Origin of the sequence: Haloferax sulfurifontis ATCC BAA-897 (genome assembly GCF_000337835.1) — an archaeon.
GTDB lineage: Archaea > Halobacteriota > Halobacteria > Halobacteriales > Haloferacaceae > Haloferax > Haloferax denitrificans.
The window spans coordinates 100,338-125,738 of sequence record NZ_AOLM01000012.1 but is presented as its reverse complement, the minus strand read 5'-3'; the positions used below and the strand labels follow the sequence as shown (position 1 = coordinate 125,738).

The following is a 25,401-nucleotide window of genomic DNA, read 5'->3' as shown; positions in this document are numbered from 1 at the left end:
ACGCTTAAGCCGATGTACGAATTTGTACATCATAACCCGAAGAAGTACATCGGTGATTACCAATGCAGGATTATATCGAACGTGTGACCGGCGGTGCGGACCTGACTATCGAGGAGGCGCGCGACGCCGCGCGGGCGGTCTTCGAGGACGCGACCGAGGCGCAAATCGGCGCGCTCCTCGCCGCGCTCCGGTCGAAAGGCGAGACCGAGGCCGAAATCGCGGGGTTCGCGCAGGGGATGCGCGACGCCGCCCTGACCATCGAACCCGACCGCGGCCCGCTCGTCGACACCTGCGGCACCGGCGGCGACGACTACAACACCATCAACGTCTCGACCACGAGCGCGCTCGTCGCGGCCGGCGCGGGCGCGGCGGTGGCCAAGCACGGCAACTACTCCGTCTCTTCGTCTTCTGGGAGCGCCGACGTGCTGGAGGTCGCCGGCGTGAACGTCGAGGCCGACCCCGAGTCCGTCGAATCCTGTATCGAGGACAACGGCGTCGGCTTCATGCTCGCGCCCGTGTTCCACCCCGCGATGAAGGCCGTCATCGGCCCGCGGAAGGAACTCGGCATGCGGACCATCTTCAACGTCCTCGGGCCGCTGACGAACCCCGCCGGGGCCGACGCGCAGGTTCTCGGCGTCTACGACGCCGACCTCGTCCCGCTCATCGCCGAGTCGCTGTCGCACATGCCCGTCGAGCGCGCCCTCGTCGTCCACGGCTCCGGCATGGACGAAATCGCGCTCCACGACGCGACGACGGTGGCCGAAATCGACGGCGACGAAATCACCGAGTACACCCTCACGCCCGCCGACCTCGGCCTCGAACAGGCCCCTATCGAGGCGGTCGCCGGCGGCACGCCGCAGGAGAACGCCGACGACCTCGAAGGCATCCTCACCGGCGACGTGACCGGGCCGAAGCGCGACCTCATCCTCGCCAACGCCGGCGCGGCCGTCTACGTCGCCGACCTCGCGGACTCGCTGGAGGAGGGCGTCGAAGTCGCCCGCGACGCCATCGAGTCCGGCGCCGCGAAAGCCAAACTCGACGCGCTCCGGGAGGCGTGAGATGACCCGCGCCAAAGTGTGCGGCGTCACCGACGAAGCCGACCTCGCCGCCGTCGAGGCGGCCGGTACCGACGCGGTCGGCGCCATCTGCGACGTGCCCGTGGACACGCCCCGCGAGATTCCTCGCGAGCGCGCCCGCGAACTGTTCGCCGCCGCGCCGCCGTTCCTCACGACCGTCCTCGTGACCATGCCCGACTCCATCGACCACGCCCGCGACCTCGCGCGCGAAGTCGGCCCCGACGTGCTCCAACTCCACGGCGACTTCGCGGCCGACGACCTCGACTCGCTCCGCGCGACCGGCGTCCGCGTCGTCCCCGTCGTCGACGCGACCGACCTCGACCGCGCACGCGCTGTCGCGCCCGTCGTCGACGCCGTCCTCGTCGACACGCCCTCCGCCTCGGGCGCGGGCGGCACCGGCGAGACCCACGACTGGGACGCCTCGCGCGAACTCGTCGACGCGGTCGATGTCCCCGTGGTGCTCGCGGGAGGGCTGACGCCCGACAACGTCGCCGAGGCGGTTCGCACGGTCGAACCCTACGGCGTCGACGTCGCGAGCGGCGTCGAGTCGTCCGGCGGCGTCAAGGACCACGACGCGGTCCGCGCGTTCGTCGCCGCGGCGAAAGCGGCCCGCGGAGCGTCCGGCGACCACGAGGAGGTCGTCGCGTGACGGCCCCCGACACCGACCGCGAGGCGTTCGTCGACCTCGTCGGCGACGCGGACGAACCGGTCGTGACGCACCTCGTTTCCGACCTCGACGTGTCCGTGGACCCGCTGGCCGCGTACACGACGCTCGCCGACCGGAGCGACTACGGCTTCCTCTTGGAGAGCGCCGAGAAGGTCTCCTCCAGCAACCCGCAGGGCGCGTTCTCCGCGCCCGCGACGGCCGCGGACTCCCACGCGCGCTTTTCGTTCGTCGGCTACGACCCGGAAGCGGTCGTGACGGTCGGCCCCGACGGCGTCGACGTGACCGACCTCGGCGGCCCCGCCGCGGCGTTCGTCGGCGCGGGCGACGGCGATGTGCTCGACTCCCTGCGCGGCGCGCTCCCCGACCTCCCGCGGGTCAACTTCCCCGACACCGACCGCCAGACGCTCACCGGCGGGCTGGTCGGCTTTCTCGCCTACGAGGCCGTCTACGACCTCTGGCTCGACGAGGTCGGCCGCGACCGCCCCGACACCGACGACCCGGACGCCGAGTTCGTCCTCACGACGCGCACCCTCTCGTTCGACCACCGCGAGGACGCCGTCCGCCTCGTCTGTACCCCCGTCGTCTCGCCCGACGACGACCCCGGCGAGGTGTACGACGGCGTCGTCGCCGAGGCCGAGCGCGTCGTCGAGAAGCTCCGGGCGGCGGCCGACCCCTCGCCCGGCGGCTTCGAGCGGACCGGCGAGGACGCCGGCTCCCGCGAGGACTACGAGGCCGCGGTCAGGAAGACGAAAGAACACGTCCGCGACGGCGACATCTATCAGGGCGTCATCTCGCGCACCCGAAAACTCCGCGGACAGGTGGACCCGGTCGGTCTGTACGCCTCCCTGCGCGAGGTGAACCCCTCGCCGTACATGTACTTACTCCGGCACGGCGACCGGCGCGTCGTCGGCGCGAGCCCCGAGACGCTCGTCTCCGTTCGGGGCGACCGCGTCGTCGTCAACCCCATCGCGGGGACGTGCCAGCGCGGCTCCGGCCCGGTCGAAGACCGCCGCCTCGCCGGCGAACTCCTCGCGGACGCGAAAGAGCGCGCCGAGCACACGATGCTCGTCGACCTCGGCCGCAACGACGTGCGCCGGGTCTCGACCCCCGGGAGCGTCCGCGTCGAGGACTTCATGAGCATCATCAAATACAGCCACGTCCAGCACATCGAATCGACCGTCTCGGGGACGCTCGACCCCGACTCGGACGCCTTCGACGCCACCCGCGCGACGTTCCCCGCGGGGACGCTCACGGGCGCGCCGAAGGTCCGCGCGATGGAGATTATCGACGACCTCGAAGACGAGCCCCGCGGCGTCTACGGCGGCGGCGTCGGCTACTACTCGTGGACCGGCGACGCCGACATGGCAATCGTCATCCGGACCGCGACAGTCGACTCCGGCGGCTCGGAAGACGTCATCACCGTCCGTGCGGGGGCCGGCATCGTCGCCGACTCCGACCCGACCGCGGAGTACGAGGAGACAGAACAGAAGATGGGCGGGGTGCTCGACGCCGTCCGCCGCATCGAGTACGGGACCGAGGAGGCGTCGCAATGATTCGACTCGTCGTCGTCGACAACTTCGATTCGTTCACGTACAACCTCGTGGAGTACTTCTCAGAACAGACCGTCGAGGGCGAACCGCTCGACATCGAAGTGCGGAAGAACACCGCCTCGCTCGACGAGATACGCGACCTCGACCCCGACGCAATCGTCGTCTCGCCGGGGCCGGGCCACCCGAAGAACGACCGCGACGTGGGCGTGACCAACGACGTGCTCACGGAGCTGTCGCCCGAGATTCCGACTCTCGGCGTCTGCCTCGGCCTCGAAGCCGCCGTGTACGCCTACGGCGGCACCATCGGCCACGCGCCGGAGCCGATTCACGGCAAGGCGTTCCCGGTCGACCACGACGGTGAGGGCGTCTTCGCCGGCCTCGAAGACGGCTTCCCGGCCGGGCGCTACCACTCGCTCGTCGCCACGGAGGTCCCCGACTGCTTCGACGTCTCGGCGACGACCGACCACGACGGCGAGGCGCTCGTGATGGGCGTCCGCCACCGCGAGTACCCCATCGAATGCGTCCAGTTCCACCCCGAGAGCGTGCTCACGGGGTCCGGACACGGCGTCGTCAGAAACTTCCTCGCGTCGGTCGCCGGCTTCGACGTGGCCTGAATCGAGGGCGCGTCAGCCACGTCAGTACGTCGGCACGTCGGTTCGACCGCGACCGCGGCTTCTCCGCGGCCTTCGCGTGGTCGCGGTCCGGAGCCTGTTCTCCCGCGGTTACAGGACGTTGATGCCGAAAAACGAGAGCAACAACAGCGCGCCCACGACGATGGCGGCGATGGTGACCAGTCGCCACGCGACTTTGAGGAACAGCCGGCCGACGAGGATGACGACGGCGACGGCCGCGAGCACCACGAGCATCTGACCGAGCGGCCCGGAGAGCAGGCCGCCGAGCTGTAACGGGGTGAGCGCGAGGGGAGTCAGTACCATACCCCGATATGACACCCGTAGAGCGGATAAGCTTGTGGGCGGTCTCGTCGCGCGGTTCCGGCGCGGTTCTCCCGCCGAAACGACCGATTTCGGCACCCCTGATCGACTGCGAAATCCGCACATACGAATTCTGATAGTTATGTGGCTGTCGACTGTCCGGGGTTCCTTTATATCCTCTCCGGTGATGCGGGACAGTTCACCATGTGACGGTTTCAGACGTTCCGTCTCCCCCCTCACGTTCTACTGGATATCAGCGCTATGTCTTGCGATTTCCCGCGTCGCTATTTCACTTCCGCTCCGCTCTACCTACGGTTATGTGGTTTCCGCCCGTCCTATGAATCCGTGCAGTTCGGACCCGGTCGCCGGCCGTCGGCGTAATTGCACTAAAACTGATACGTTCGGCGGTCGGACCTCCGAGTTCGAAGCCCTTAACCAACCACGCAACACACACCAATATCGTCACCAATGAGCGGAATTTCCGGACACTATCGACGCGACCTCGCCCGAACGCGGCTCGGGCGGGAGGGACAGTAAGATGAGCGACGCGAACCTCTCGACGGACGAACTCGTGCTTCCGGTCAAGCGGACCGAAGGCGAGACCCTCGAAGCGCGGATGACGGGCAACGCCTACAACAACATTCTCCCCGCCCGCTACCTCCGCAAGGACGCCGACGGCGACCTCGTCGAGACGCAGGAGGACCTGTTCCCCCGCGTTGCGAAGAACATCGCGCTCGCCGAGGCCGTCTTCGAGGCCGAAAAGCGCGACATCGAACTCACGGTCACCCCCGACCTCATCAAGCCGGACCACCCGCGCCGCGACGAACTCGCCGCGGAGGTCTTCGGCACGGGCGTCACGGCCGACGACGACGAGGCCGAGGCGACGCTTTCGGTGTACAACGTCAACAAGTTCGCCTACGACACCCTCGTCCCCGAACTCCCCGAGGAGGTACGCGACGTCGTCGTCGAGAAGCGCGAGACGTTCGAGGAGCTGATGGAACAGCTCTCCTTCATGCCGAACTCGCCGACGCTCATGAACGCCGGCGACGAACTCCAACAGCTTTCGGCCTGTTTCGTCGACTCCCCCGGCGACGACATCACCGACATCCATCAGACGGCCAAGGAGGCCGCCGAGGTGTTCCAGTCCGGCGGCGGCATGGGCTACGCCTTCTGGAAGCTCCGCCCCTACGGCGACGCGGTCGGCTCGACCGGCGGCATCGCCTCCGGCCCCATCACGTTCATGCGGACGTTCGACCAGATGTGCGAGACCATCGCGCAGGGCGGCGCGCGCCGCGGCGCGCAGATGGGCGTCATGCGCGTCAGCCACCCCGACGTCATCCAGTTCCTCCACGCGAAGAACAAGGACGTATCGCTCGCGCACACGCTCCGCCTGAACGACCCCGACGACTTCACCCACACCAAGTTCGTCGACGCGCTCGACGAGGCGCGCGAACTCATCGACGAGGACGGCCGCGTCCCCAAACACCTCCGCAACGCCGTCGAGGGCCACCTCTCGAACTTCAACATCTCCGTCGGCATCACCGACGGCTTCATGGAGGCGCTGTACAACGACGAGGAGTTCGTCTTCACGAACCCCCGAACCGAGGAACCGCACGTCGCCACGCCCCAGACGAAGGAAATCTACGACATGTTCGGTCTCGGCGAGCACGTCGAGGTCGGCGAGGTGCTTTCGGTCCCCGCGAAGGAACTCTGGGACCAGATTATCGAGGGCGCGTGGGAGAACGGCGAACCCGGCGTCGTCTATCTCGAACGCGCGAACAAACAGCACTCCTTCGACGTCGAAAAGCACCCCGACCACCAGATTCTCGCGACCAACCCCTGCGGCGAACAGCCGCTGGAGGAGTACGAGGCGTGTAACCTCGGCCACATCAACCTCTCGACGCTCGTCGCCGAGGATTCGCCCGACTGGCGCGTCTGGTACGACGCCCACGGCGACGAGTACGACTCGCTGGAGGCCGCGACCGAGGCGTTCCTCGAAGACGCCGTCGACTGGGAGGAGTTCGACCACCGCATCGAAAGCGGCACGCGCTTCCTCGAAAACGTCGTCACGATGTCGGACTTCCCGGTCGAGAAAATCGAGGAGAAGGTCCGCGAACTCCGCAAGATCGGTCTCGGCATCATGGGTCTCGCCCAGCTGTACATCCAGCTCGGCGTCCGCTACGGCTCCGACGAGGGCAACGAAATCGCCCAGCAGCTCATGACCCACATCAACCACGGGTCCAAGCGGGCCTCCCACGAACTCGCCGCAGAGCGCGGCCCGTTCGAGGCGTGGGAAGACTCGAAGTACGCGAACCCGACCGAGTACCGCGAGTGGTTCGAACACCACACCGGCGAGGACGCCGACGACTGGGAAGACGGCTACCCCATCCGCAACCACAACACGACGACCATCGCCCCGACGGGCACCACGTCGATGGTGTCGAACACCACCGGCGGCTGTGAGCCCATCTACAACGTCGCCTACTACAAGAACGTCTCCGACGACGTGCAGGGCGACGAGATGCTCGTCGAGTTCGACGACTACTTCCTCCGCGTGCTGGAGGCCAACGACATCGACGTCGAGGCCGTGAAGGAGGAGGCACAGGAGCAGATGGCGAGCAACCAGTTCGACGGACTCGCCTCGCTGTCGACGGTTCCGGACGCCATCTCCGAGCTGTTCGTCGTGACCTCCGACCTCGCGGGCATCGAGCACGCGGGCGTCCAGTGCGCTCTCCAGAGTGGCGTCGACTCCGCCATCTCGAAGACCTGTAACTTCCCGAACAGCGCCTCGAAGGAGGACATGGACGAGGTCTACCGCTACATCTACGACCACGGCGGCAAGGGCGTCACCGTCTACCGCGACGGCACCCGCTCGAAGCAGGTGCTCACCACGCGCGCGAAGAACACCGAGTTCTCCGACGACGAAGAGGCCGCCGAGGCCATCGTCTCGCAGATTCGCGACGTGTTCGGCGACGTGGAGGCGTTCCTCGAATCCGAGGAGGTCTCGGACCTCATCGGGAGCGAACTCGAACTCGCCTTCGCCGACTCCCCGAGCGACGTGGGCAAAAAGCGCCCCCGCCCGGACGTGCTGTACGGCGTCACCCAGCGCATCGACACCGGCTACGGGAAGCTCTACGTCAACATCAACGAGGACGAACACGGCGAGCCGTTCGAGCTGTTCGCCAACATCGGCAACTCCGGCGGCTTCACCGCCTCCTTCACCGAGGCGCTCGCCAAGACCGTCTCGACGTCGCTCCGCTCGGGCGTCGACCCCGAGGAGATTGCGAACGAACTGAAGGGCATCCGGAGCCCGAAGGTCGCCTGGGACAAAGGCGAGCAGATCAACTCCATCCCGGACGCCATCGGGACCGCCATGCGGCGGTACCTCGACGGCGACATCGACAAGGGCTACCCGCAACAGCAGAACCTGACCGAGGTCGAAGCCGAGGCCGCCGCGGCCGAGGACGCCGACACCGACGGCGGCGTCGCCGTCGACGACGGCTCCGACAACGACGCCGTCGCGGACCTGCTCGCGGCGGGCGAGAGTCCCGAGTGTCCCGAGTGCGGCGAGATGGACCTCTACTACTCCGAGGGCTGTAAGACCTGTCAGAACTGCGGCTGGTCCGAGTGCTGAACGCGGGGCGGTAACTCCCCGCAGTCGCGGTCTCGTCTCTCTTCCGCTCTGTTCTTTTGTCCTCTCCGGAAGTCCGTACTATCCGTCTCACGACACGTTCGAAACCGTCGCATGAGCCCGTCGGAATCGGGAGGAGCGCCGAGACACATCAAATATTCTTCAAAAATCGTCTCTCGCAGAGGGTAGTTAGGGACTTAAACACAATATAAACACTATATTAATGCCTAAATCACGGGGTGAAATAACACATTAATCTGGCACGTAGATTTAAGTTATCCCGGAGATACCGGTCGGGTGGACACACCGCGACGGGTGCCGGGCAGGGATGCTGGTCGCGCGACAGCGACGCGCCACCGGTGTCTTCGGCGAGCTGATACCGTCCGGGTGTCGGACATAACGCATGCAACTCAAACATCTCTTCACGGAAGACCGTGCAGTCAGTCCCGTCATCGGGGTTATCCTGATGGTGGCGATCACAGTCATCCTCGCGGCCGTCATCGGGACGTTCGTCCTCGGACTCGGCGACCAAGTCAGCGAGACCGCCCCGCAGGCGAGCTTTAGCTTCGATTACGACGGCACCGACAACCTGACTATCACCCACGAGAGCGGCGAGCAGATTGCCGCGAACCAGGTCACTGTAACCGGCAACTTCTCCAATGACGGTAATAACTGGACCAGTTACGGTGGCTCCGACCCGATCTCCGCAGGTGGGTCCGCCGTTGTAAACAACTCCGGCGGATTCGCTGACGGCGACACGGTTCGCGTCGTCTGGAACTCGCAGAGCGGAAGCACGTCCTCCACGCTCCAGCAGTGGACCTACAACGGATAGATGAATTTCAAACAACTCCTCGCCGAGGACGACGCGGTATCGCCGGTCATCGGCGTCATCCTCATGGTCGCCATCACGGTGATTCTCGCGGCCGTTATCGGGACGTTCGTCCTCGGTCTCGGTGACCAGGTCGGCGACACCGCCCCGCAGGCGAGCTTCGGGTTCGACTACAACGGCACCGCCCTCACGGTCACCCACGAGAGCGGGTCTTCCATCGACGCCGGGCAGGTCAACATCACGTCTACGGTCGCACTTGACAACACCTCAGGTACGGAACTCCCAGGGTCGAGCGGCACGACCGCGACTTGGGAATGGATATCCTCGGATACGGATATCACCGCCGGGAGCCAAGTGACGGTCGTCGAGCAGACCACCGACGACCTCTCGACCGCGACTGTTCGAGTCATCTGGACCTCCGAGAGTGGCAGTAACTCCGCCACCCTCCAGAGCTGGTCCGGTCCCGACGCCTAAACACAACACAGCCTTCGCGGTATCGTTTTCTTCTGACCGACCGACTCCGCGAGCCGCGGGTACTTCGCTTCCGCGGAGCGTGTCCGGCCGCGTCGCTGACGCGCGCTCAGACAGACGAACTACGCCGTCGCCGAGAACAGACGGTTCTTCGCCGTTACAACGGGGGATGCGCCGGTCTCAGACCGGGCGGCCGTCCTCGGACGTGCCGACCAGCCACGTTCCGAGGGTGAGCGCACCGGCACCGACAACGACCGCGTAGGACATCACCTGTGCGGAGTTCGGTAGCGTTCCCGGCAGCATCGCGAGCGTCCCGACGATCATCAGCGCCATCCCGATGACGGCTTTCTTCGAACTGAGCAGTCCCATGTCGGTCTCTCCGGAAGCGTCCGATATGGAACTTGCGCTTTTGCTCGGGGTTACTCGTAGTCCCGTTCGCCGGCGGGGACGACCACGTCGAGCCAGTTCTCCTCCGGCGGAAGCGGGCATTCGAAGGCCTCGGTGAACGCGCAAAACGGGTTGTACGCGAGGTTGAAGTCGACGACGACCTCGTCTAACTCGTCGAGGGGCGCGTCGGGCGTGAGTTCCATGTACCGACCGCCGTTGTAGGTCTGCTGGCCCGTCGTCTTGTCGCGGAAGGGGACGAAAAGCGTCGGCGAGTCGTCGTGTTCCTGGCGGTACGCGCCGAGGGAGAGGTCGGTGTCGCGGAGTTCGAAGTGGAACGTGGCGACGCGGAGATACCGGACCTCGCCGTCCGTCGAGGTGTCCATCGTCACCGGCTCGGGGTCGGCGTGCGTCTCGACCGACGCGGTCACGCGGTAGTCGGGGTCGGGGTCGAAGTAGTCGAGGCCGTCGAAGTCGTCCCGCTTCTCCGGCGGAATCGGCGACTGCGGGTGCGACCCGAAGAAGTCGTCTTTCTCCTCGCGTTTCGCCCGGAGTTCGGAGACGTAGGCGTCGGCGTCGAACGCGTCGTCGGTCATACGCGCCGATACCCGCCGGCGACACCTACACCTGACGGTTCGGGGCCGCGGCGACGAACGCGTTACGCGGACACGTGACGCTTGGCGACCGAGATTCGTTCGAACTGGTCGGGCGTGAGGTCGATGTCCGCGGCCGCGACGTTCTCGCCGAGTTGGTCGACCGTGCGCGCGCCGACAATCGGCGCGGTGACCTGCGGGTGATGCATGAGCCACGCGAGGCTGACCTGCGCGGGCGACGCGCCGACCGCCTCGGCGACCTCCTCGACCCGTTCGAGCGCGTCGAAGTTCGACGGCGTGAGATACGAGTCGGCGAACCGCTGGTCGTTCGCCGCGCGGGAGTCCGCGGGCGGGCGCTCGTCGCGGGCGTACTTGCCCGTGAGAAAGCCGCCGGCAAGCGGCGACCACGGGACGACGCCGATGTCGTAGTCGGCGCACATGTCGAGGTAGTTGCCCTCGATTTCGCGGTTGACGGCGTTGTACCGCGGCTGGGCGACTTTGAACGGCTCGTAACCGCGCTTGTCGGCGAGTTCGTTCGCCTTGACGACCTTCCAGGCGTTGGGTTCGAGCGTCGAGGTGCCGAGGTAGTTCACCTTGCCGTCGCGGACGAAGCCGTCGAGCGTCCGCATGAACTCCTCGACCGGCGTCTCGTCGTCCCACCGATGGATGTACAGCAGGTCGACGTAGTCGGTGCCGAGGCGGTCGAGGATGCGGTCCATCTGGCGGCGGAGGTGTTTCCGGTTGAGCCCGCGGCCGTTGGCGTCCTCGCGCGTGGGCCAGAAGATTTTCGACGCGACGACGAACTCCTCGCGGTCGCGCTCTCCGATCCATTCGCCGATGTACCGCTCGCTCTCGCCGTCGCCGTACATGTCGGCGGTGTCGATGAAGTTCCCGCCGGCGGCGGCGTACGCGTCGAGCAGTTCGTGGGCGCGGTCGCGGCCGACCTCGACCTCGCCGTCGTCGTTCTGTCGACCGAACCGCCACGTCCCGAACGCGAGTTCGGAGACCGTCGTTCCCGTCCGTCCGAGTGGAACCATCGCGAGCGACATATCGCCCCCGAAGGCCGGACCGCGCTAAAGCGACTCGATTCCCGACGGTCGAAAATGAGGAACGTGCGGCAGTGGCCGAGCGGGCGCACAGAGTCCCGAGAGACGGGCGAAAGTCGCGGTGGACGCGATGGGGGCGCGCCGGAAGTTGAGGGGGAAGAAAGACGGGAGAACGAGAGGACGTCGGGCGCGGGAGTGGAGGAAAACGCAGGTCGCGCCGGTGTGAGCCGTGGGCGCGCGACTGCACGACCGCGTCGTCTACGACCGAGCGTAGTTGTGGCCGACTACGAGCGCGAGCGCGTTGAGCGCGAGAAGCGCGCCGAAGACGGTGAACTCGCTCGCTTCGAGGCCGCCGAACAGCAGGGGAAGATACAGGAACGGGAGGGCGACTGCGGCCCAGAAGCCGACGAACCGAAGCGGTGCGGCGACGAGTTCGAAGCCGAAGCGAAGCGACTGTTCTTCCGTTAGGAGCTCGCGGAGTTGGGAGAGGCGTTCACGGGGGACCGTAGATGGGGAGTTCGACATTGGTTGGGGGGCACCTACGACTACGACATGGAGCGGAGGGGTCATAATTAGGTGCGAGAATTCGACTCGTTTCATACTCGTTTACCTGCGACTATCAGGTAAATGTGAAGTTTTATCGCTAGACGAGAGCCCGTATAATACTTCATAATCGCATCTAACTCTTTTATTCACGGGATAGTCACGCGTTCTTGAACGGTCGTCGAACCCTGAATTTCCGCGGGTTTTCTCCGATGCGAACGTGGCGCTCGATACAGTCGGTAACTCGACACGTCGTCTGCGGTCTGGCGAGTGATTCGGTCGGCGCCGCTCCCGCAGGGATTTAGCCCGCGAGCGCAACTGTCGGGGTATGCCCGACCTCAATCGCGTCGCAAAGCGCATGTACAACATCCACCCGAACGCCATGCGCCTCGCCGTCGGCGAGGAGATAGACGGCACGTTCACGCTGGACAGCGCGGAGTTCTTCCAGACCGATTTTCAGGCCGAAGGCCGACTCAACGGCGACGACGCGGTCTATCGGTTCGCGACGACGGAGAACAACGACGCCGTCGTCGTCGGTCGACAGCGCCCCGGCGAGGACGGCTGGACGATGGTCGGAGAAGTGGAGTCGGTCGAGCGGGCGGACGCGACGGACGCGGCGGACACGACAGACGCGTAGCCGCGTATGGCCGCGTGCGTCAGTCGGTCGCGCCGGTTCCGTCGCCGAACCGATAGCGGAGTTCGCGCCGAATCGCCCCGCGCTTCAGGAGGACGAACCCGAGGAAGATGAGCGCGAACCCGCCGACCGTGGACGAGGTGGGGACCTCGCTCAGGAACGCCCAGCCGGCGAGCGCCGCGAAGACGGGTGCGACGTACGAGACGAGGTTGATTTCGATGGGACCGACCCGCGCGAGCAGGTCGAAGTAGATGAGGAAGCCGAGTGCGCTCGCCGCGAGTGAGAGATACGCGAGCGCGGCGACGGACTGGGCGTTGAGAACGACCGAGCCGACGCGCTCGCCGAGCCCGACGGACGCGACGTGCATCAGCCCCGCGCCGAGGAGCATCGACCACGCCTCCATCGTCTCGATGGGCATCTCGGAGTCGACCCGACGGGTCAGGACGGAGCCGAGGGCGAACGCGGCGGCCGCACCGAAGATGAGGAGTTTCGCGACCGTGCCGCCGGCGAGGAGGTTGCCCGGGTCGAGCTCCGAGAGGACCGCGACGCCGACGAGGCCGAGGAGGAGACCGACCACGCCGAGCGCGGTCAGTCGCTCGCTCGGGAGCAGGAGTCGCGCGAATCCGGTGGTGAGCACCGGGCTGAGGCTCACGATGACGGCCGCGGCGGCGCTCGTCACGGCGGGGTCGGTCTCACCGATAAACAGAAGCGCGTGGTACGCGGCGATGAGGAACACCGCGCCGATGGCGACTTCGGTCCACTCGGCCCTGCCGCGCGGGAGCGGCGAGTCGGTGGCGTACAGCGCGTAGGCGAGCATTACGACCCCCGCCACGTCGTACCGGAGCGCCGCGAACAGCACCGGCGGGAAGAACTCCAGCCCGGCTTTGATGGCCATAAACGCGGACCCCCAGACGGCGGCGAGGACGACGAACAGACCGACGTTTCGGTACCGTGTCACAGCGATGGTGCGCCCGGTGGGGGCGTGAACGTTTCGCTACGGCCCGGGCGCAGGTTCCCGACCCGCCCCCCGAATACGGGGTACGTTTATTACGTCCCATCTCCGAAACGTTCGTATGGCCGTGACCGGCCGTCCCACACTTCGGGACTTGTTCGACGAGTCGCCGACGCCTCACATCGCACACCCGCCGCGCACGCACCAACGGCACTTCTACGTCGCGACGGACGGGTCGTACCGCCCGAACGGGGGTGGACTCGGTGCAGTGATAGAGACCCGCGACGGCGAGCGAGTCGCCCGTATCGCACTCCCTGACGTCCCGCCGGACAACAACGTCTCGGAGTATCGCGCACTGCATCTCGGACTGGACGTGCTCGCCCATCGCGCGCCGCCGGGCGCTCGCGTTGGCGTCCTCGTCGACCACGACGACCTCGCCGCGAACGTCAACAACGCCGTTCTCGCCGGCGACCACCCCGACTGGAAGTCGCCGAAGCGAATCGTCGTTCCCGCCGGAAGCGAACACCACTGGCGGGGGATTCAGGCCCGAATCGCCGGGTTCGGAGAGCTTCGCGCCGCGCGAATCGACAGCCGCGAGAACCCCGCGCACCCGCTGGCGAACGCGCCGAGCGAGTACGAACACGTCAACCGGCGCGCCGACCGCTGTGTGCTCCCCGACCCCCCGGAGTTCGAAGCCGACTCCGGCACGGACGTGAGCTACCTCCCGCCCTCGCGGTTCGAAGGGCGCGCGAGCGACTGAGCGCGAGGCGTCTGAGACCCGTACCCGTTTGCCCCGCCCATCGCGCGGGCCGCCGAGCGCGAGCAGTCCCACCGAGGCGTCGTTCCCGGGCCGCAACCATCGGGCGGCCGTCCCGTCTCCGGCCGGTCACTCCACCGTCAAAAAGTTGACAACGCGGAGCGGCGACGCCGGACGTATGGACCCCACGGAGACCGCCGACGCGTTCGACCCGCGGCGACGCGGACTCTCGCCGCTCGGTGCGACCGCGCGCCGCCATACGCGCCGACTCGTCGTCACCGCCCTCTTGACGGCCGTCTTCGTCTTCGCCGCCGTCCGCGACCCCGGACTCCTCGCGCCGACTGCCGGTGTTTCGCCGACTGCCGGCGTCTCTCCGACCTCCGGTGTTTCGACAGCTGTCGTCGGAGTCGGCGACCCGACCTTCCTCGTCCGTCTCGAACTGGGCGTGCTCGCCGGCACTCTCGCCGCCGGCGTCTCGCTCGTCGCCCTCGCCGGCCGCGACCCCGCGGTCGACCTCCGCGCCGCCTCGGGGTGGCTCGCGCTCGCCGCCGCGGGCTTCCTCGTCGGAACGGTCGCCGCGCGGCAGTTCGCGCCGGCCCTCGCCGACCTGCTGGTCGAATGGGGCCGCGTCGCGGCCGACTCCCGCCAGTCGGCGCTCGAACTCGAACTGTTCTTCCCGGTCGCGGTCGGCGGCGGCGCGGCCGTCGCCCCGCTCCTGCTCGGATTACGCCGCGCCGGCGCGCTCTCGCGGCGCCTCGCCGGGCGGACGAGAGGGCTGTCGCTCCTCTGTCTCGTCGCCTTCGCCGCGTGCTTCTCGCCGCCGGATTCGACGACGTTCGCGCTCTACGCGGCCCCGCCGGCGGTCGGACTGGGCGTCGCCGTCGCGTGGGTCGAGTTCGGGTAGAGGACTCGAAGAAAAACCGAGACGGACTGTGAGTTACTCTTCTTCCTGCGCGTCCACGACCGCCGTCGCCGCCAGGTCGCACGACCACCTTTTTTCCGGTTCGGGTTCGCTCCGCTCACCCTCTCCGGAAAAAGCTGGACCAAAAAGCCCTCGCTTCGCTCGGGTCCGTTACTCTTCCTGTGCGTCCACGACCGCCGTCGCCGCCAGATTCACGATGTCTTTGACCTCGTCGCCGCGCTGGAGGACGTGAACCGGTTTGTCCATGCCGACGAGCATCGGGCCGATGGCCTCCGCGCCGCCGAGGCGCTGGAGGAGCTTGTAGCCGATGTTGCCCGCTTCGAGGTTCGGGAACACGAGCAGGTTCGCCGGCTCGTCGAGTTCAGCGAAGTCGTAGGTGCCTTCGAGGATGTCCTCGACGAGGGCGGTGTCGGCCTGCATCTCGCCGTCGACCGGGAAGTCCACGTCGGGGTCGTCCTGCAGGAGCGCCGCGGCGTCGCGGGGCTTGCGCGTCCCCTCGTTCGTGACGCTCCCGAAGTTGGAGTACGAGAGCAACGCCGCGCGGGGTTCGACGTTGAACTGGCGGGCGAGGTCCGCGGTGTGCTTCGTAATCTCCGCGAGAATCTCCTCGTCGGGGTCGAGGTTGACCGTGGTGTCGGCGCAGAAGACGACGCGGTTCTTGAACGTCATCATGTAGACGCCGGCCGCGTAGTTGGCGTCGGCGGCGGTGCCGATAATCTGGAGCGGCGGGCGGAGCGCCGACGGGTAGTGGTGGGTCAGCCCCGTCAGCATCGCGTCGGCGTCGCCGACTTCGACCATCACGCTGGCGAAGTAGTTCGAGTCGCGGCGGACGAGTTCCTCGGCCTCGGACTTCGTGACGCCCTTGCGCTGTCGAAGTTCGTAGAGGCGGTCGACGTAGTGGTCCCACTCGCCGTCGCGGGGGTTGGCGATGGTCGGGTCGAAGTCGAGGCCCAACTCCTCGGCCTTCCGCAGTATCGTCGTCGTCTTCCCGACGAGGATGGGCTCGGCGATGCCCTCCTCCTGCATCTGGTAGGCGGCGCGAATCATCTTCTCGTCTTCGCCCTCCGCGAGGGCGACCCGCTTGGGGTTCGACTTCGCCTTGTTGAGGACGACACGCATCATCTCGCGGGACTTTCCGAGGCGGGCTTCGAGGCGCTCGCGGTAGGCGTTCATGTCGAGGCGCTCGCGGGCCGCGCCGGAGGTCATCGCCGCCTGCGCGACCGCGGGGGCGACCTCGAACAGCACGCGGGGGTCCAGCGGCTTGGGGATGACGTAGTCGGGGCCGAACTGAAGCGGGTGGTCGCCGTAGGCCTTGACGACCGCGTCGGGCACGTCCTGCCGGGCGAGTTCGGCGAGCGCCTCGGCGGCCGCGCGCTTCATCGCCTCGTTGATTTCGGTCGCGCGCACGTCGAGCGCGCCGCGGAAGATGAACGGAAAGCCGAGGACGTTGTTCACCTGGTTCGGGTAGTCCGAGCGCCCCGTGGCCATGATGACCGTGTCCTCGCGGGCCGCTTTCGCGTCCTCGTAGGTGATTTCGGGGTCGGGGTTCGCCATGGCGAAGATGATTGGGTCGTCGGCCATCGACCGCACCATCTCCTGACTGACGATGCCGCCGACCGAGAGGCCGGCGAACACGTCCGCGCCCTCCATCGCGTCCGACAGCGACCCCTCGTCGACCGGCTGTGCGAACTCGGCTTTGTACTTGTTGACGTCGCCCGCCTCGACGCGCGACTCGGTGATGATGCCCGAGGAGTCGCACATCGTGATGTTCTCCTTTTTTGCGCCGAGAGAGACGTAGAACCGCGCCGTCGCGAGCGCGGACGCGCCCGCCCCGGAGAAGACGATATCGAGGTCGTCGAGGTCTTTATCGGTGACGTCGGCGGCGTTCAGAAGCGCCGCGCCGGAGATGATGGCCGTGCCGTGCTGGTCGTCGTGGAACACGGGGATGTCCATCTGTTCGCGGAGCTGTCGTTCGATTTCGAAGCACTCGGGGGCCTTGATGTCCTCCAAGTTGATGCCGCCGAACGTCGGCTCCATCGCCTTCGTCGCCGCCACGAAGTCGTCCACGTTCGTGATGTCGAGTTCGACGTCGAACACGTCGATGTCGGCGAAGCGCTTGAACAGCACGCCCTTGCCCTCCATCACCGGCTTCGACGCCTGCGCGCCGATGTTCCCCAGCCCGAGCACCGCCGAGCCGTTGGAGACGACGCCGACGAGGTTACCCTTCGCGGTGTACTCGTAGGCGGCGTCTTCGTCCTCCGCGATGTCGAGACACGGCGCGGCCACGCCCGGCGAGTACGCCAGACTCAGGTCGCGTTGGGTGTTCGTCGGCTTCGTCGTCGCGATTTCGATTTTTCCGGGCGGATCCTGTCTGTGATATTCCCGTGAGTCGTCGTCCAGTCCCATGAACCACACCTCCTCGCGCAGGGGGCAAAAAGCTATTCAACAACGTCGAATTTTGACTTCGACAATGGTCGAACCTTCGGCGGACGGCGGCGAGGTCGGAACGGCGAACCGACGCCGCTCCGCTCGAAAAATTACTCCGTTTCGATGTGAAGAATTTCCGGCCGTTCGAGTTCGACCGTCTCGTCGGCGTCGGTCACGGTCCGGGTCGGCCAGCGGCCGGTCGCGGTCAGCGGCTCGACGCCCTCGTCGGTGACGAGCGCGGTGTCCTCGCTCTTTGCGCCCTGAATGGTCGGGTTGTAGGCGTAGCCCATCGGCGCGCGGACCTCGTCGTCGGCGTCGGGCGCGGCGAACCACTCCCGGCCGGCGAACCCGGCCGCGCCGCCCTGATGGTGGTTCAGCCACTCCTCGGACTCGCCGACCGCGTCGTAGGCGTCGCGGATGGCGTCGAACACGTCGCCGGCGGTGCCGCCCTCTGCGGCCGCCTTCCGGGTCGCCGCCAGCGCCTCGGTCTCGACCCGCATCGCGCCCTCGTGGCGGGTTTCGAGCCACTCGGGCGCGTCGAACGCGACGGTCCGCGTGCAACTCGCGTAGAGGCCGCCGCGCTGGGCCGTCACCGAGACGAGGGCGTAATCGCCGAGTTCCTCCTGCTTGGGCGTGTAGTGGCGGTACTTCTGGGCGCGCCGCCCGCCGCCGACGAGTACCACCGGCGCTTCGATGCCCATCGCGCTGAGCGTGACCTTCAGGCCGGAGGCGACCTCGTGTTCGGTGTCGCCCGGCGCGAGTTCGCGGCAGACCCGCTCGACCGCGCTCGCCGCGTCGCGGCCGAGTTCGCGGTAGGCCTCGATGTCGGCGTCCGAAAGCGGCTGGCGGACGGCCGCGGCGTCGACGTCCGCGAAGCCGGGCACGTCGAAGTCGGCGGCGGCGGGAGTCGGCGAGACCGCCTCGACGCCGGACGCCAGCGAGCCCTCGTACCACTGGAAGCGGTGGACGCGAACGTCCTCGTGAGGGACTTCTTCGTGGAGCAGGCGGGTCGCTTCGATGTTGTCCGTCACGACGTGGAACTCGTCGCCGTCGTAGCCGGCGGCGGCGACGCCCAAAGGCGAGTCGCGGTCGACGACGTTGTCGCCGCCGAGGAGCCACGCGAAGGAGTTCGGGCGGGCGAACCAGACCGCTTCGAGGTCGCGGTCCGCGAGATATGCGTCGAGTCGGTCCGCTCGGGAGTCGAGTCGCTCGTCCATGTTCGCGCGTCCAACCGAATCGACTTGAATGGGACGGCTCGAACGACCCGGGCGGACCGGTCCAACGCGACCGAGGCGAACTGGTCCGACACGAGCCGAGCGGTCGGACCTATCGTGCGAGGCGGTCGCACGGTAACGCCTTCGAGGACCATACCGACGAGATATAAGTTCGCGCGGTTCTGACCCACGCGTATGACACCTCGGCTTCGCCGCCTCCTCGCGGGGGCCGCCGCGATGACCGGCGTCCTGATGGTCCTCGGCGTGTACACCGCCGCCGCGGGCGCTGGGCTCACCTGCGCCGGCCGCTGGCCGTTCTGCGACGGCTTCCTCGGGCTGTTCCCGGCCAACTGGGGCAGTTTCCTCGAATGGTTCCACCGCCTCGTCGCCATGCTCACCGGCTTCCTCATCCTCGGGACGACCGTGCAGGCGTGGCGCGAGGGCGTCGCAAAAGGCGTCCGCTACGCGCTCGTCGTCGCCACGGTCATCCTCCCGTTCCAAATCGTCCTCGGGGCGCTCACCGTCACCGAGTACGAGTGGGTCATCCTCACCGCCCACTACGTGGTCGCGACCTCCATCTTCACCGCCGTCGTCGCCGCCGCCGCGTGGGGGCTCGCCGACCGCGGCATCCCCCGCATCGCCGACGCGGTCAGACTGGCGCTCGTCGGCGCGCCCGTCATGCTCGTCCTCGCGCCCCACGCGTTCGTCTCCTTCGGCCCGACGACGCAGGCCGTCTACTACGTCGTCGGCCTCACGACCTACGCCGCGCTCGTCGCGGTCACCCTCTGGGCGAACGCCGCTCACGGCCCGCGGGCGGACGCCTACGACCGGCTCAGATTCGTCACCGCGCCCGCGAGCGTCGTGGTCGTCGCGCTCCTCATCGCCGGCCGGCAGGTGTACGGGCCGGCGCTCGAACTCGCCCACCTCGGCGGGACGGTCCTCGCGCTCGTCCTCGTCGTCGGCGCGGCGGTCCTCGTCCGCGGCGGCCTCCCGATACCGCAGGCCGGCGCGACGAACGACGCCGACTGACGGCGGAGCGTGACCTCGGGTTGGGGAGGAACTCCGTTTAACAACTAAAATACAAGAAATGGGATAACTATCGGCAATATCAACAACTTTCGCGATTCGAGTTGCATACTACTCCGATAAAACGACGATATGGCGAATCCGTTTCACGGTTAGAGATATATCCCACCCATCCACACAATTCCCGGATATTTTTCGTCAATATCGGAACGAATTGACGAACGGACCGAAGAAGTGTTATACGGGGCTGTGCTACCTGATGGCTGTTATGGAACGTCGCACCTTTCTGAAGGGCTCCGCCGGGGCCGCGGCCGCGTTCACGCTGGCCGGCTGTCTCGGCGGCGGCGGCAGTAGTAGCGAGACGATTACCATCGGCTCGGACATCCCGTACCGGCCGTTCGAGTACGAGACGACCGAGGGCGAACTCGTCGGCTTCGACGTCGACATCGCCGAGGCGGTCTTCGGCGAACTCGGCTACGAACACGAGTTCCAGAAGACGAGCTTCGACAGCATCATCCCCTCGCTCAACAACGGGAACTTCCGCGTCATCATGTCCGCGATGACCATCACCGAGGACCGCGCGGAGCAGATCGACTTCTCGGACCCGTACTTCACCGCCTACCAGACGGTCATCGTCCTCAACAGCAGTGATATCTCCTCGAAGGAGGACCTCCAGGGTGTCACGGTGGGCGTCCAGAAGGGGACGACCGGCGAGAGCGCCGCGACCAGCCTCAAAGAGGAGTTCGACGGCGACCTGACGATTCAGAGCTACGACCAGGTGACCGGCGCGTTCGACGCGCTCCGGAACAACCAGGTCAGCGCGGTCGTCAACGACAACACCGTCAACGCCGCCTTCGTCGACCAGAGCGACAACGTCCGGTTCCTCGAAGGTCCCGGTGCCGCCGAGGAACAGGGCAAGGAGAACGCCCCGCCGTACCTCACCCTCACCGTCGAGGAGTACGGCATCGGCTTCCGGCAGGACGACGACGACCTGCGCGAGGAGGTCAACGGCGCGCTCCAGACCATCCGCGACAACGGCACGTACGACGAGATTTACTCGGAGTACTTCTCCGGATAAGCCGAACCAGGACGCGTTTTTTATCCCACCACTGTGAGAAACACTACCAATGGCTGAATCCTACTCCGAGGGACGAACCGGTGACGGTGAGTACCAAGAGCAGTTCTTGAACGACAAAACGCTCAGGCGACTGGGCGCGGCCATCGCGGGACTATTCACGCTCGGAGTCGGCGGGTTCATCGCGGCGATTATCTTCACCCAGGTCGATTTCGAACTCCTCGTCGAGATTATCCACCCGCAGTTCGTCAACGCGTTCCTGCGAGTGCTCGGTATCGTCCTCGTCGGGAGTCTGTTTTCCGTCACCGCGGGCGTCTTCGTCGGACTCGGTCGGGTGTCGAACACGAGGTTCACGAACACCGTCGCGACCGCCTACGTCGAGTTCTTCCGCGGGACGCCGCTTCTGTTCCAGTTGCTCGTCATCTACGTCGGGATTCCGGCGTTCTGGCCGCCGGGGCAGTTCCCCATCTCCAACTGGGCGATTCCGACCGCGATTATCGGACTGACGCTCAACCACGCCGCCTACGTCGGCGAGGCCGTCCGCGGCGGTATCGACGCCGTCCCGGAGGGCCAGATGGAGGCCGCCCGCTCGCTCGGGATGTCTTACGTGCAGGGCATGCGCGAGGTCGTCCTCCCGCAGGCGTGGCGCAACGCGCTCGCCGCAATCGGCAACGACCAGGTCATCCTCGTGAAGGACACCTCGCTCCTGACGGTCATCGCCATCCCGGAGCTCATCAGCGCGTTCCGCAACGTCAACTCGACCACGTTCGACCCGTGGACGCCCATCCTCCTCGTCGCCATCGCCTACCTCATGATTACGATTCCGCTCGGTAAAATCGTCAGTTACCTCGAAGCCCGCTCCGACTGGGGAGGTGACCGCCGATGAGCCTCCTCGAATTCGACGAGGTGGACAAGTACTTCGGCGAGACGCACGTCCTGAAGGACGTCGACCTCGACGTCGAAGAGGGCGAAGTGTGCGTCGTCATCGGCCCCTCGGGGTCCGGGAAATCGACGCTCCTCCGCTGTGCGAACCGCCTCGAAGAGATTCAAGACGGCGAGATTCGACTCGAAGGCCAGTCCATCTCTGCGGAGGACGCGGACATCAATCGCCTGCGACAGCGCATCGGCATGGTGTTCCAGAGCTTTAACCTCTTTCCGCACAAGACGGCGCGGGAGAACGTGACGCTCGCGCCGACGAAGGTCAAGGGCCTCAAAGAGGGAGACGCCACGCGGCGCGCCGACGAACTGCTCGACCGGGTCGGCCTCGGCGCGCAGTCGAACTCCTATCCGAACCAACTGTCTGGCGGCCAGCAACAGCGCGTCGCCATCGCCCGCGCGCTCGCCATGGACCCCCACGTGATGCTGTTCGACGAGGTCACGAGCGCGCTCGACCCCGAACTCGTCGGGGAGGTGCTCGACGTGATGCACGACCTCGCCGACGAGGGCATGACGATGCTCGTCGTCACCCACGAGATGGGGTTCGCCCGCGAGGTCGGCGACCGAATCGTCCTCATGGCCGACGGCCGCGTCGTCGAGGACTCGCCGCCCGAGGTGTTCTTCGAGAACCCGAAGACCGACCGCGGCAAGCAGTTCCTCTCGAAGCTCCTCTGAGACGGGGTAGCCGGGCACACACCCGGAATCTTCCAACAAGCTTATCCCCCGAAACGCCGCTTCCTGCGGCATGAACTACGCTCCCCGCGAATTCAGTCACGAACCGCCCGATAGCGAACGCACCAAGGCCGTCCTCTTCTGTCAGACCTGCGGCCGCGCCGCCGGCATCGACGCGTGGTCCGAGCGGACGCGCGACGGCCGGACGGTCCGACTCGACTGTCCCGACTGCGGCGAGGTCGTCTGGCGCGGCCTCGCGGACGACGAGCCGTCCGAGGAGCGTCGAACGCCGACGCCGACGCCCTGAGCCGGCAACGAGCCAACGAGCGTCCGAACCGCCGACTCCGCTTTTACGGAACCATCACTTCGACGCCGACGGTGTCGTAGTCGGTCATCGCGGCTAGTCGCTCGGGTACCTCGTCGAGCGAGACGGTCTTCGTCACGAGCGAGCCGGGGTCGACCGCGTCCGACGCGAGCAGCGAGAGCAGGTCGTCCGCGTTCGTCGGCGGCATCCCGCGCGCGCCGAGGAACGACACCTCGTGTCTCGTCATCCAGTCGGTCGGAAGCGACACGTTCCCCTGTTCGGCCTCGGTCGTCAGGCCGACCTGGACGTGTGCGCCCCGAGGCCGGACCGACCGAACCGAGTTCCGGCAGGTCTCGGCGACGCCAAGCGCGTCGAGCGAGACGTGCGCCCCGCCGTCGGTCAGCCCCCGGATGGCGTCCACCGGGTCCTCCGCGGAGCCGTCGACGACGGCGTCAGCGCCGAGGTCGGCCGCGGCGTCGAGCGCGGACTCGCGCACGTCGACCGCGACGACGCGCGCGCCGAGGACGGTCGCCACCTGAATCGCCGACAGGCCGACACCGCCACAGCCGTGGACGGCGACCCACTGGCCCGCGCGGAGGCCGGCGCGGGCGTCGAGGGCGTTGTAGGCCGTCATGAACCGACAGCCGAGCGCGGCCACGTCGGTCGGGGAAACATCCTCGGGGAGCTGAATCGCGTTGTAATCGGCGGACGGGAGATGGACCAACTCCGCGAACGCGCCCTGCGCGGACGGTTCGAAGCCGAGGGCGTGCGGGTGGTCGCCCGTGCAGACGTTGCCGTGGCCGGTCTGGCAGTAGCCGCACGAGCCGCAGGCGAGGTTGAACGGCAGGGCGACGCGGTCGCCCTCCCGAATCGTCTCGACGCGGTCGCCGACCTCGACGACGCGGCCGGCGGGCTCGTGGCCGAGAATCTGGCCGGCGGGGACCGCGTCGTCGGCCCACTCGCCGTGACCCATCCACGAGTGCCAGTCGCTCCGGCAGATGCCGCAGGCCTCGACTTCGACGACGACGCCGTCGGGGTCGCACGTCGGGTCGGGGACTTCGGTCACGTCGAGCGGTTCACCGTGTTCGCGGAGGACTGCGGCTCTCATACGCGCGGTTCGTCGGGCGGCCCCAAAAAGCCCCGCGTGGCGTTACTCTCGGGCGGCGGCGCGACAGAAACGCGGCGGGAACGCGGCTGGAACGCGGCGGACGGTCCCGCTCAGAAGAAGTCGTCGAGCCCGGACTGCCCGTCGTCGGTCGAGGCGTCGTCCTCGTCGCTCTCGGCCGCGTCGTCGGCGTCGGCGTCGCGGTCGAGCACGTCGTCGGAGCCCTCGTCGCCGTCGGCGGCCGCCGCGTCGCCCTCGACGGACACGTCTTCCATCCCGGCGAACGCGCCGCCGGCGTGTTCCTCGACCAGTTCCTCGCGGAGTTCGCCGGCGTCCTCGACGATGGACTGGACCTTGTTCGTCGTCTCGCCGCTCCCGGTGACAAAGGAGACGTGCGACTCGTCGAACTCGTAGTAGGCGGCCATGGCGACGGTCAGTTCGCGGGGCTTGCAGTGGTGGGTGATAGCCGAGAGGTACGGGAGGACCTCGCGGCGGGTGGTCGCCATGCTGAAGCCGCCGTTCTGCGCGATTTTCCGGACGACGGTGTCGCGGGTCTTGTCGCGGGTCGAGCGGTAGGGCGCGCCGCCGTAGCGGGTCCACCCGCCGCGGGTCCGGTCGCGGGAGGCCGCGACGCCGGCGGCGAGGTTGTCGGTCGCGTAGCGCCAGTAGGAGTAGTTCTGCGTGGCGCGCACGCGGCCGAGCCAGCGGTCGGCGTTGGCGAGGAAGTCGTAGGCGCGGGCGAGTTCGTCGGGTTCGTAGACGAGCGACACCTTGTCCTCGACCCACTTCGTGAGGTCGTCGGGCGTCTCGTCCACGTCGTAGGCGGTGTACAGCGCGTCCTGTGCGGACTCCTCTTTGAGGACGGCGTCGAGGAACTCGAACAGGCCGACAGAGCGGTCGCGGTCGCCCATGACCACGTCCTCCTCGGTGATTTTCTCGCGGCCCTCGGCGATGGCCTGCAGGTCGTTGACGGCCGAGCGAAGGTCGCCGCTGTTCATCTCGGCGATGCGGTCGAGCGCGTCGGACTCGAACTCCAGTCCCTCCTTGCGGCAGATGTCGCGGAGGACGGGGACGATAGAGCGGGCGGACACGTCGCGGAACTCGATTTCCTGACAGGCGTTCCGGAGCCCGCGGCTCATGTCGTAGAACTCGTTGGCGATGAGGACGATGGGCTGGCTCGACGACTTGACGAGGCGGGTGACGGCGCTGGCCCCGCCGCGGTCGTAGTTGCCGTGGATGTTGTCGGCCTCGTCGAGGATGACCAACTGCCGGGTGGACGTGCCCGTCGACGAGCCGGCGAGCGTCGCGTTCTTCGCGGCGCGGCCGGCGAAGCGCTCGATGACGTCGCCGGTCCGCTGGTCCGACGCGTTCAACTCGACCGTCTCCCAGCCCATGTCGGCGGCGAGCGCGTGGGCCGCGGAGGTCTTTCCGATGCCCGGGCTCCCGTGGACGACGACCGCCTCCCGGTGGTCGTCCCACGTCTCGGCCCACTCCGCGAGGGCGTCGCGGGCCTTGTTGTTGCCGCGGACCTCGGAGAGCGTCGATGGGCGGTACTTCTCCGTCCAGTCTACCATTACCGGAAGGAGGACCGAGGCGCGTTTAGTGGTTGCGGAGCGCCGCGCGCCGGCCGGACGCTCCGCCGGAAGCGCCCGAAC

The 25,401-nt window shown here is 67.2% G+C and carries 25 protein-coding genes; 15 read left to right on the top strand and 10 right to left on the bottom strand.

Features of this window, described 5'->3' with window-relative positions; genetic code table 11:
• Positions 1 to 62 precede the first annotated feature (62 nt).
• From trpD to trpG, 4 genes are read left to right on the top strand one after another with little or no spacing between them, the layout of a single operon-like run.
• The gene (gene trpD, locus C441_RS07650) at positions 63 to 1,058 is read left to right on the top strand and encodes an anthranilate phosphoribosyltransferase (protein WP_007274597.1); all 996 of its coding nucleotides are present in this window, start codon (positions 63 to 65) and stop codon (positions 1,056 to 1,058) included.
• Position 1,059: 1 nt separating this feature from the next.
• Positions 1,060 to 1,725: a phosphoribosylanthranilate isomerase gene (gene trpF, locus C441_RS07645; RefSeq protein ID WP_007274596.1), complete on the top strand. Its 666-nt coding sequence runs from the start codon at positions 1,060 to 1,062 to the stop codon at positions 1,723 to 1,725.
• Positions 1,722 to 3,296 (top strand): anthranilate synthase component I, encoded by a 1,575-nt coding sequence (gene trpE, locus C441_RS07640; RefSeq protein WP_007274595.1) that lies wholly within the window; start codon positions 1,722 to 1,724, stop codon positions 3,294 to 3,296. The genes trpF and trpE overlap by 4 nt, the downstream gene beginning before the upstream one ends.
• A complete protein-coding gene (gene trpG, locus C441_RS07635) occupies positions 3,293 to 3,907 on the top strand; it encodes an anthranilate synthase component II (protein ID WP_007274594.1) in 615 nt (204 codons plus the stop codon). The genes trpE and trpG overlap by 4 nt, the downstream gene beginning before the upstream one ends.
• A gap of 108 nt (positions 3,908 to 4,015) precedes the next feature.
• Here the strand turns inward: trpG and C441_RS07630 are convergent, their stop codons facing one another.
• Positions 4,016 to 4,228 carry a hypothetical protein gene (locus C441_RS07630; protein ID WP_004969819.1) on the bottom strand — a complete coding sequence of 71 codons (213 nt, stop codon included), beginning with the start codon at positions 4,226 to 4,228 and terminating at the stop codon, positions 4,016 to 4,018.
• 535 nt (positions 4,229 to 4,763) lie between these two features.
• Here C441_RS07630 and C441_RS07625 point away from each other — a divergent pair.
• From C441_RS07625 to C441_RS07615, 3 genes are all read left to right on the top strand, one after another.
• Complete coding sequence (locus tag C441_RS07625) at positions 4,764 to 7,859, top strand: adenosylcobalamin-dependent ribonucleoside-diphosphate reductase (protein ID WP_007274593.1); 3,096 nt, start codon at positions 4,764 to 4,766, stop codon at positions 7,857 to 7,859.
• 400 nt (positions 7,860 to 8,259) lie between these two features.
• Entirely contained in the window at positions 8,260 to 8,688 is a 429-nt protein-coding gene (locus C441_RS07620; protein WP_007274592.1) for a type IV pilin, read from the top strand.
• Positions 8,689 to 9,159, top strand: coding sequence for a type IV pilin (locus tag C441_RS07615; protein ID WP_007274591.1), 471 nt, complete (start codon positions 8,689 to 8,691; stop codon positions 9,157 to 9,159).
• 177 nt (positions 9,160 to 9,336) lie between these two features.
• Here the strand turns inward: C441_RS07615 and C441_RS07610 are convergent, their stop codons facing one another.
• From C441_RS07610 to C441_RS07595, 4 genes are all read right to left on the bottom strand, one after another.
• Positions 9,337 to 9,525, bottom strand: coding sequence for a hypothetical protein (locus C441_RS07610; RefSeq protein ID WP_007274590.1), 189 nt, complete (start codon positions 9,523 to 9,525; stop codon positions 9,337 to 9,339).
• A 50-nt stretch (positions 9,526 to 9,575) separates the two neighbouring features.
• A complete protein-coding gene (locus C441_RS07605) occupies positions 9,576 to 10,136 on the bottom strand; it encodes a DUF1684 domain-containing protein (protein ID WP_007274589.1) in 561 nt (186 codons plus the stop codon).
• A gap of 62 nt (positions 10,137 to 10,198) precedes the next feature.
• A complete protein-coding gene (locus tag C441_RS07600) occupies positions 10,199 to 11,182 on the bottom strand; it encodes an aldo/keto reductase (protein WP_007274588.1) in 984 nt (327 codons plus the stop codon).
• Between the two features lie 255 nt (positions 11,183 to 11,437).
• Positions 11,438 to 11,704, bottom strand: a complete 267-nt coding sequence (locus tag C441_RS07595; RefSeq protein WP_004969806.1) for a hypothetical protein — start codon at positions 11,702 to 11,704, stop codon at positions 11,438 to 11,440.
• A 346-nt stretch (positions 11,705 to 12,050) separates the two neighbouring features.
• Between C441_RS07595 and C441_RS07590 the strand changes: the two genes are divergently transcribed.
• Positions 12,051 to 12,359, top strand: a complete 309-nt coding sequence (locus C441_RS07590; protein ID WP_007274587.1) for a hypothetical protein — start codon at positions 12,051 to 12,053, stop codon at positions 12,357 to 12,359.
• A gap of 19 nt (positions 12,360 to 12,378) precedes the next feature.
• Here the strand turns inward: C441_RS07590 and C441_RS07585 are convergent, their stop codons facing one another.
• Positions 12,379 to 13,314 carry a DMT family transporter gene (locus C441_RS07585; RefSeq protein WP_007274586.1) on the bottom strand — a complete coding sequence of 312 codons (936 nt, stop codon included), beginning with the start codon at positions 13,312 to 13,314 and terminating at the stop codon, positions 12,379 to 12,381.
• Between the two features lie 115 nt (positions 13,315 to 13,429).
• Between C441_RS07585 and C441_RS07580 the strand changes: the two genes are divergently transcribed.
• Both C441_RS07580 and C441_RS07575 read left to right on the top strand, forming a co-directional pair.
• Positions 13,430 to 14,068 carry a hypothetical protein gene (locus C441_RS07580; protein WP_004969798.1) on the top strand — a complete coding sequence of 213 codons (639 nt, stop codon included), beginning with the start codon at positions 13,430 to 13,432 and terminating at the stop codon, positions 14,066 to 14,068.
• Positions 14,069 to 14,243: 175 nt separating this feature from the next.
• A complete protein-coding gene (locus C441_RS07575; RefSeq protein ID WP_007274585.1) occupies positions 14,244 to 14,969 on the top strand; it encodes a hypothetical protein in 726 nt (241 codons plus the stop codon).
• Positions 14,970 to 15,137: 168 nt separating this feature from the next.
• Here the strand turns inward: C441_RS07575 and C441_RS07570 are convergent, their stop codons facing one another.
• Entirely contained in the window at positions 15,138 to 17,393 is a 2,256-nt protein-coding gene (locus C441_RS07570) for an NADP-dependent malic enzyme (protein ID WP_007274584.1), read from the bottom strand.
• A gap of 131 nt (positions 17,394 to 17,524) precedes the next feature.
• A complete protein-coding gene (locus tag C441_RS07565; protein ID WP_007274583.1) occupies positions 17,525 to 18,631 on the bottom strand; it encodes a M24 family metallopeptidase in 1,107 nt (368 codons plus the stop codon).
• 234 nt (positions 18,632 to 18,865) lie between these two features.
• On the opposite strand from C441_RS07565, the gene C441_RS07560 reads away from it, so the two are divergent.
• The 5 genes from C441_RS07560 to C441_RS07540 all read left to right on the top strand — a co-directional run bounded on the left by C441_RS07560 (position 18,866) and on the right by C441_RS07540 (position 22,644).
• Positions 18,866 to 19,657, top strand: coding sequence for a COX15/CtaA family protein (locus tag C441_RS07560; RefSeq protein ID WP_004969790.1), 792 nt, complete (start codon positions 18,866 to 18,868; stop codon positions 19,655 to 19,657).
• 265 nt (positions 19,658 to 19,922) lie between these two features.
• Complete coding sequence (locus C441_RS07555) at positions 19,923 to 20,732, top strand: basic amino acid ABC transporter substrate-binding protein (protein ID WP_007274582.1); 810 nt, start codon at positions 19,923 to 19,925, stop codon at positions 20,730 to 20,732.
• A 49-nt stretch (positions 20,733 to 20,781) separates the two neighbouring features.
• Positions 20,782 to 21,615, top strand: coding sequence for an amino acid ABC transporter permease (locus C441_RS07550; RefSeq protein WP_004969786.1), 834 nt, complete (start codon positions 20,782 to 20,784; stop codon positions 21,613 to 21,615).
• Positions 21,612 to 22,340: an amino acid ABC transporter ATP-binding protein gene (locus tag C441_RS07545; protein ID WP_007274581.1), complete on the top strand. Its 729-nt coding sequence runs from the start codon at positions 21,612 to 21,614 to the stop codon at positions 22,338 to 22,340. The genes C441_RS07550 and C441_RS07545 overlap by 4 nt, the downstream gene beginning before the upstream one ends.
• A 70-nt stretch (positions 22,341 to 22,410) precedes the next feature.
• The gene (locus C441_RS07540; RefSeq protein WP_007274580.1) at positions 22,411 to 22,644 is read left to right on the top strand and encodes a hypothetical protein; all 234 of its coding nucleotides are present in this window, start codon (positions 22,411 to 22,413) and stop codon (positions 22,642 to 22,644) included.
• A 43-nt stretch (positions 22,645 to 22,687) separates the two neighbouring features.
• On the opposite strand, the gene C441_RS07535 is transcribed toward C441_RS07540, so the two are convergent.
• Together C441_RS07535 and C441_RS07530 are read right to left on the bottom strand one after the other, a co-directional pair.
• A complete protein-coding gene (locus C441_RS07535; protein WP_007274579.1) occupies positions 22,688 to 23,749 on the bottom strand; it encodes a zinc-binding dehydrogenase in 1,062 nt (353 codons plus the stop codon).
• A 110-nt stretch (positions 23,750 to 23,859) separates the two neighbouring features.
• Entirely contained in the window at positions 23,860 to 25,320 is a 1,461-nt protein-coding gene (locus C441_RS07530) for a replication factor C large subunit (protein ID WP_007274578.1), read from the bottom strand.
• Positions 25,321 to 25,401: the final 81 nt, after the last annotated feature.

Excerpts from the sequence above, each read along its gene's own strand:
- trpD (WP_007274597.1), top strand. The coding sequence starts at position 63 with ATGCAGGATTATATCGAACGTGTGACCGGCGGTGCGGACCTGACTATC.
- trpF (WP_007274596.1), top strand. The coding sequence starts at position 1,060 with ATGACCCGCGCCAAAGTGTGCGGCGTCACCGACGAAGCCGACCTCGCC.
- trpG (WP_007274594.1), top strand. The coding sequence starts at position 3,293 with ATGATTCGACTCGTCGTCGTCGACAACTTCGATTCGTTCACGTACAAC.
- C441_RS07630 (WP_004969819.1), bottom strand. The coding sequence starts at position 4,228 with ATGGTACTGACTCCCCTCGCGCTCACCCCGTTACAGCTCGGCGGCCTG.
- C441_RS07625 (WP_007274593.1), top strand. The coding sequence starts at position 4,764 with ATGAGCGACGCGAACCTCTCGACGGACGAACTCGTGCTTCCGGTCAAG.
- C441_RS07620 (WP_007274592.1), top strand. The coding sequence starts at position 8,260 with ATGCAACTCAAACATCTCTTCACGGAAGACCGTGCAGTCAGTCCCGTC.
- C441_RS07615 (WP_007274591.1), top strand. The coding sequence starts at position 8,689 with ATGAATTTCAAACAACTCCTCGCCGAGGACGACGCGGTATCGCCGGTC.
- C441_RS07610 (WP_007274590.1), bottom strand. The coding sequence starts at position 9,525 with ATGGGACTGCTCAGTTCGAAGAAAGCCGTCATCGGGATGGCGCTGATG.
- C441_RS07605 (WP_007274589.1), bottom strand. The coding sequence starts at position 10,136 with ATGACCGACGACGCGTTCGACGCCGACGCCTACGTCTCCGAACTCCGG.
- C441_RS07600 (WP_007274588.1), bottom strand. The coding sequence starts at position 11,182 with ATGTCGCTCGCGATGGTTCCACTCGGACGGACGGGAACGACGGTCTCC.
- C441_RS07595 (WP_004969806.1), bottom strand. The coding sequence starts at position 11,704 with ATGTCGAACTCCCCATCTACGGTCCCCCGTGAACGCCTCTCCCAACTC.
- C441_RS07590 (WP_007274587.1), top strand. The coding sequence starts at position 12,051 with ATGCCCGACCTCAATCGCGTCGCAAAGCGCATGTACAACATCCACCCG.
- C441_RS07580 (WP_004969798.1), top strand. The coding sequence starts at position 13,430 with ATGGCCGTGACCGGCCGTCCCACACTTCGGGACTTGTTCGACGAGTCG.
- C441_RS07575 (WP_007274585.1), top strand. The coding sequence starts at position 14,244 with ATGGACCCCACGGAGACCGCCGACGCGTTCGACCCGCGGCGACGCGGA.
- C441_RS07570 (WP_007274584.1), bottom strand. The coding sequence starts at position 17,393 with ATGGGACTGGACGACGACTCACGGGAATATCACAGACAGGATCCGCCC.
- C441_RS07565 (WP_007274583.1), bottom strand. The coding sequence starts at position 18,631 with ATGGACGAGCGACTCGACTCCCGAGCGGACCGACTCGACGCATATCTC.
- C441_RS07560 (WP_004969790.1), top strand. The coding sequence starts at position 18,866 with ATGACCGGCGTCCTGATGGTCCTCGGCGTGTACACCGCCGCCGCGGGC.
- C441_RS07555 (WP_007274582.1), top strand. The coding sequence starts at position 19,923 with ATGGAACGTCGCACCTTTCTGAAGGGCTCCGCCGGGGCCGCGGCCGCG.
- C441_RS07550 (WP_004969786.1), top strand. The coding sequence starts at position 20,782 with ATGGCTGAATCCTACTCCGAGGGACGAACCGGTGACGGTGAGTACCAA.
- C441_RS07545 (WP_007274581.1), top strand. The coding sequence starts at position 21,612 with ATGAGCCTCCTCGAATTCGACGAGGTGGACAAGTACTTCGGCGAGACG.
- C441_RS07540 (WP_007274580.1), top strand. The coding sequence starts at position 22,411 with ATGAACTACGCTCCCCGCGAATTCAGTCACGAACCGCCCGATAGCGAA.
- C441_RS07535 (WP_007274579.1), bottom strand. The coding sequence starts at position 23,749 with ATGAGAGCCGCAGTCCTCCGCGAACACGGTGAACCGCTCGACGTGACC.
- C441_RS07530 (WP_007274578.1), bottom strand. The coding sequence starts at position 25,320 with ATGGTAGACTGGACGGAGAAGTACCGCCCATCGACGCTCTCCGAGGTC.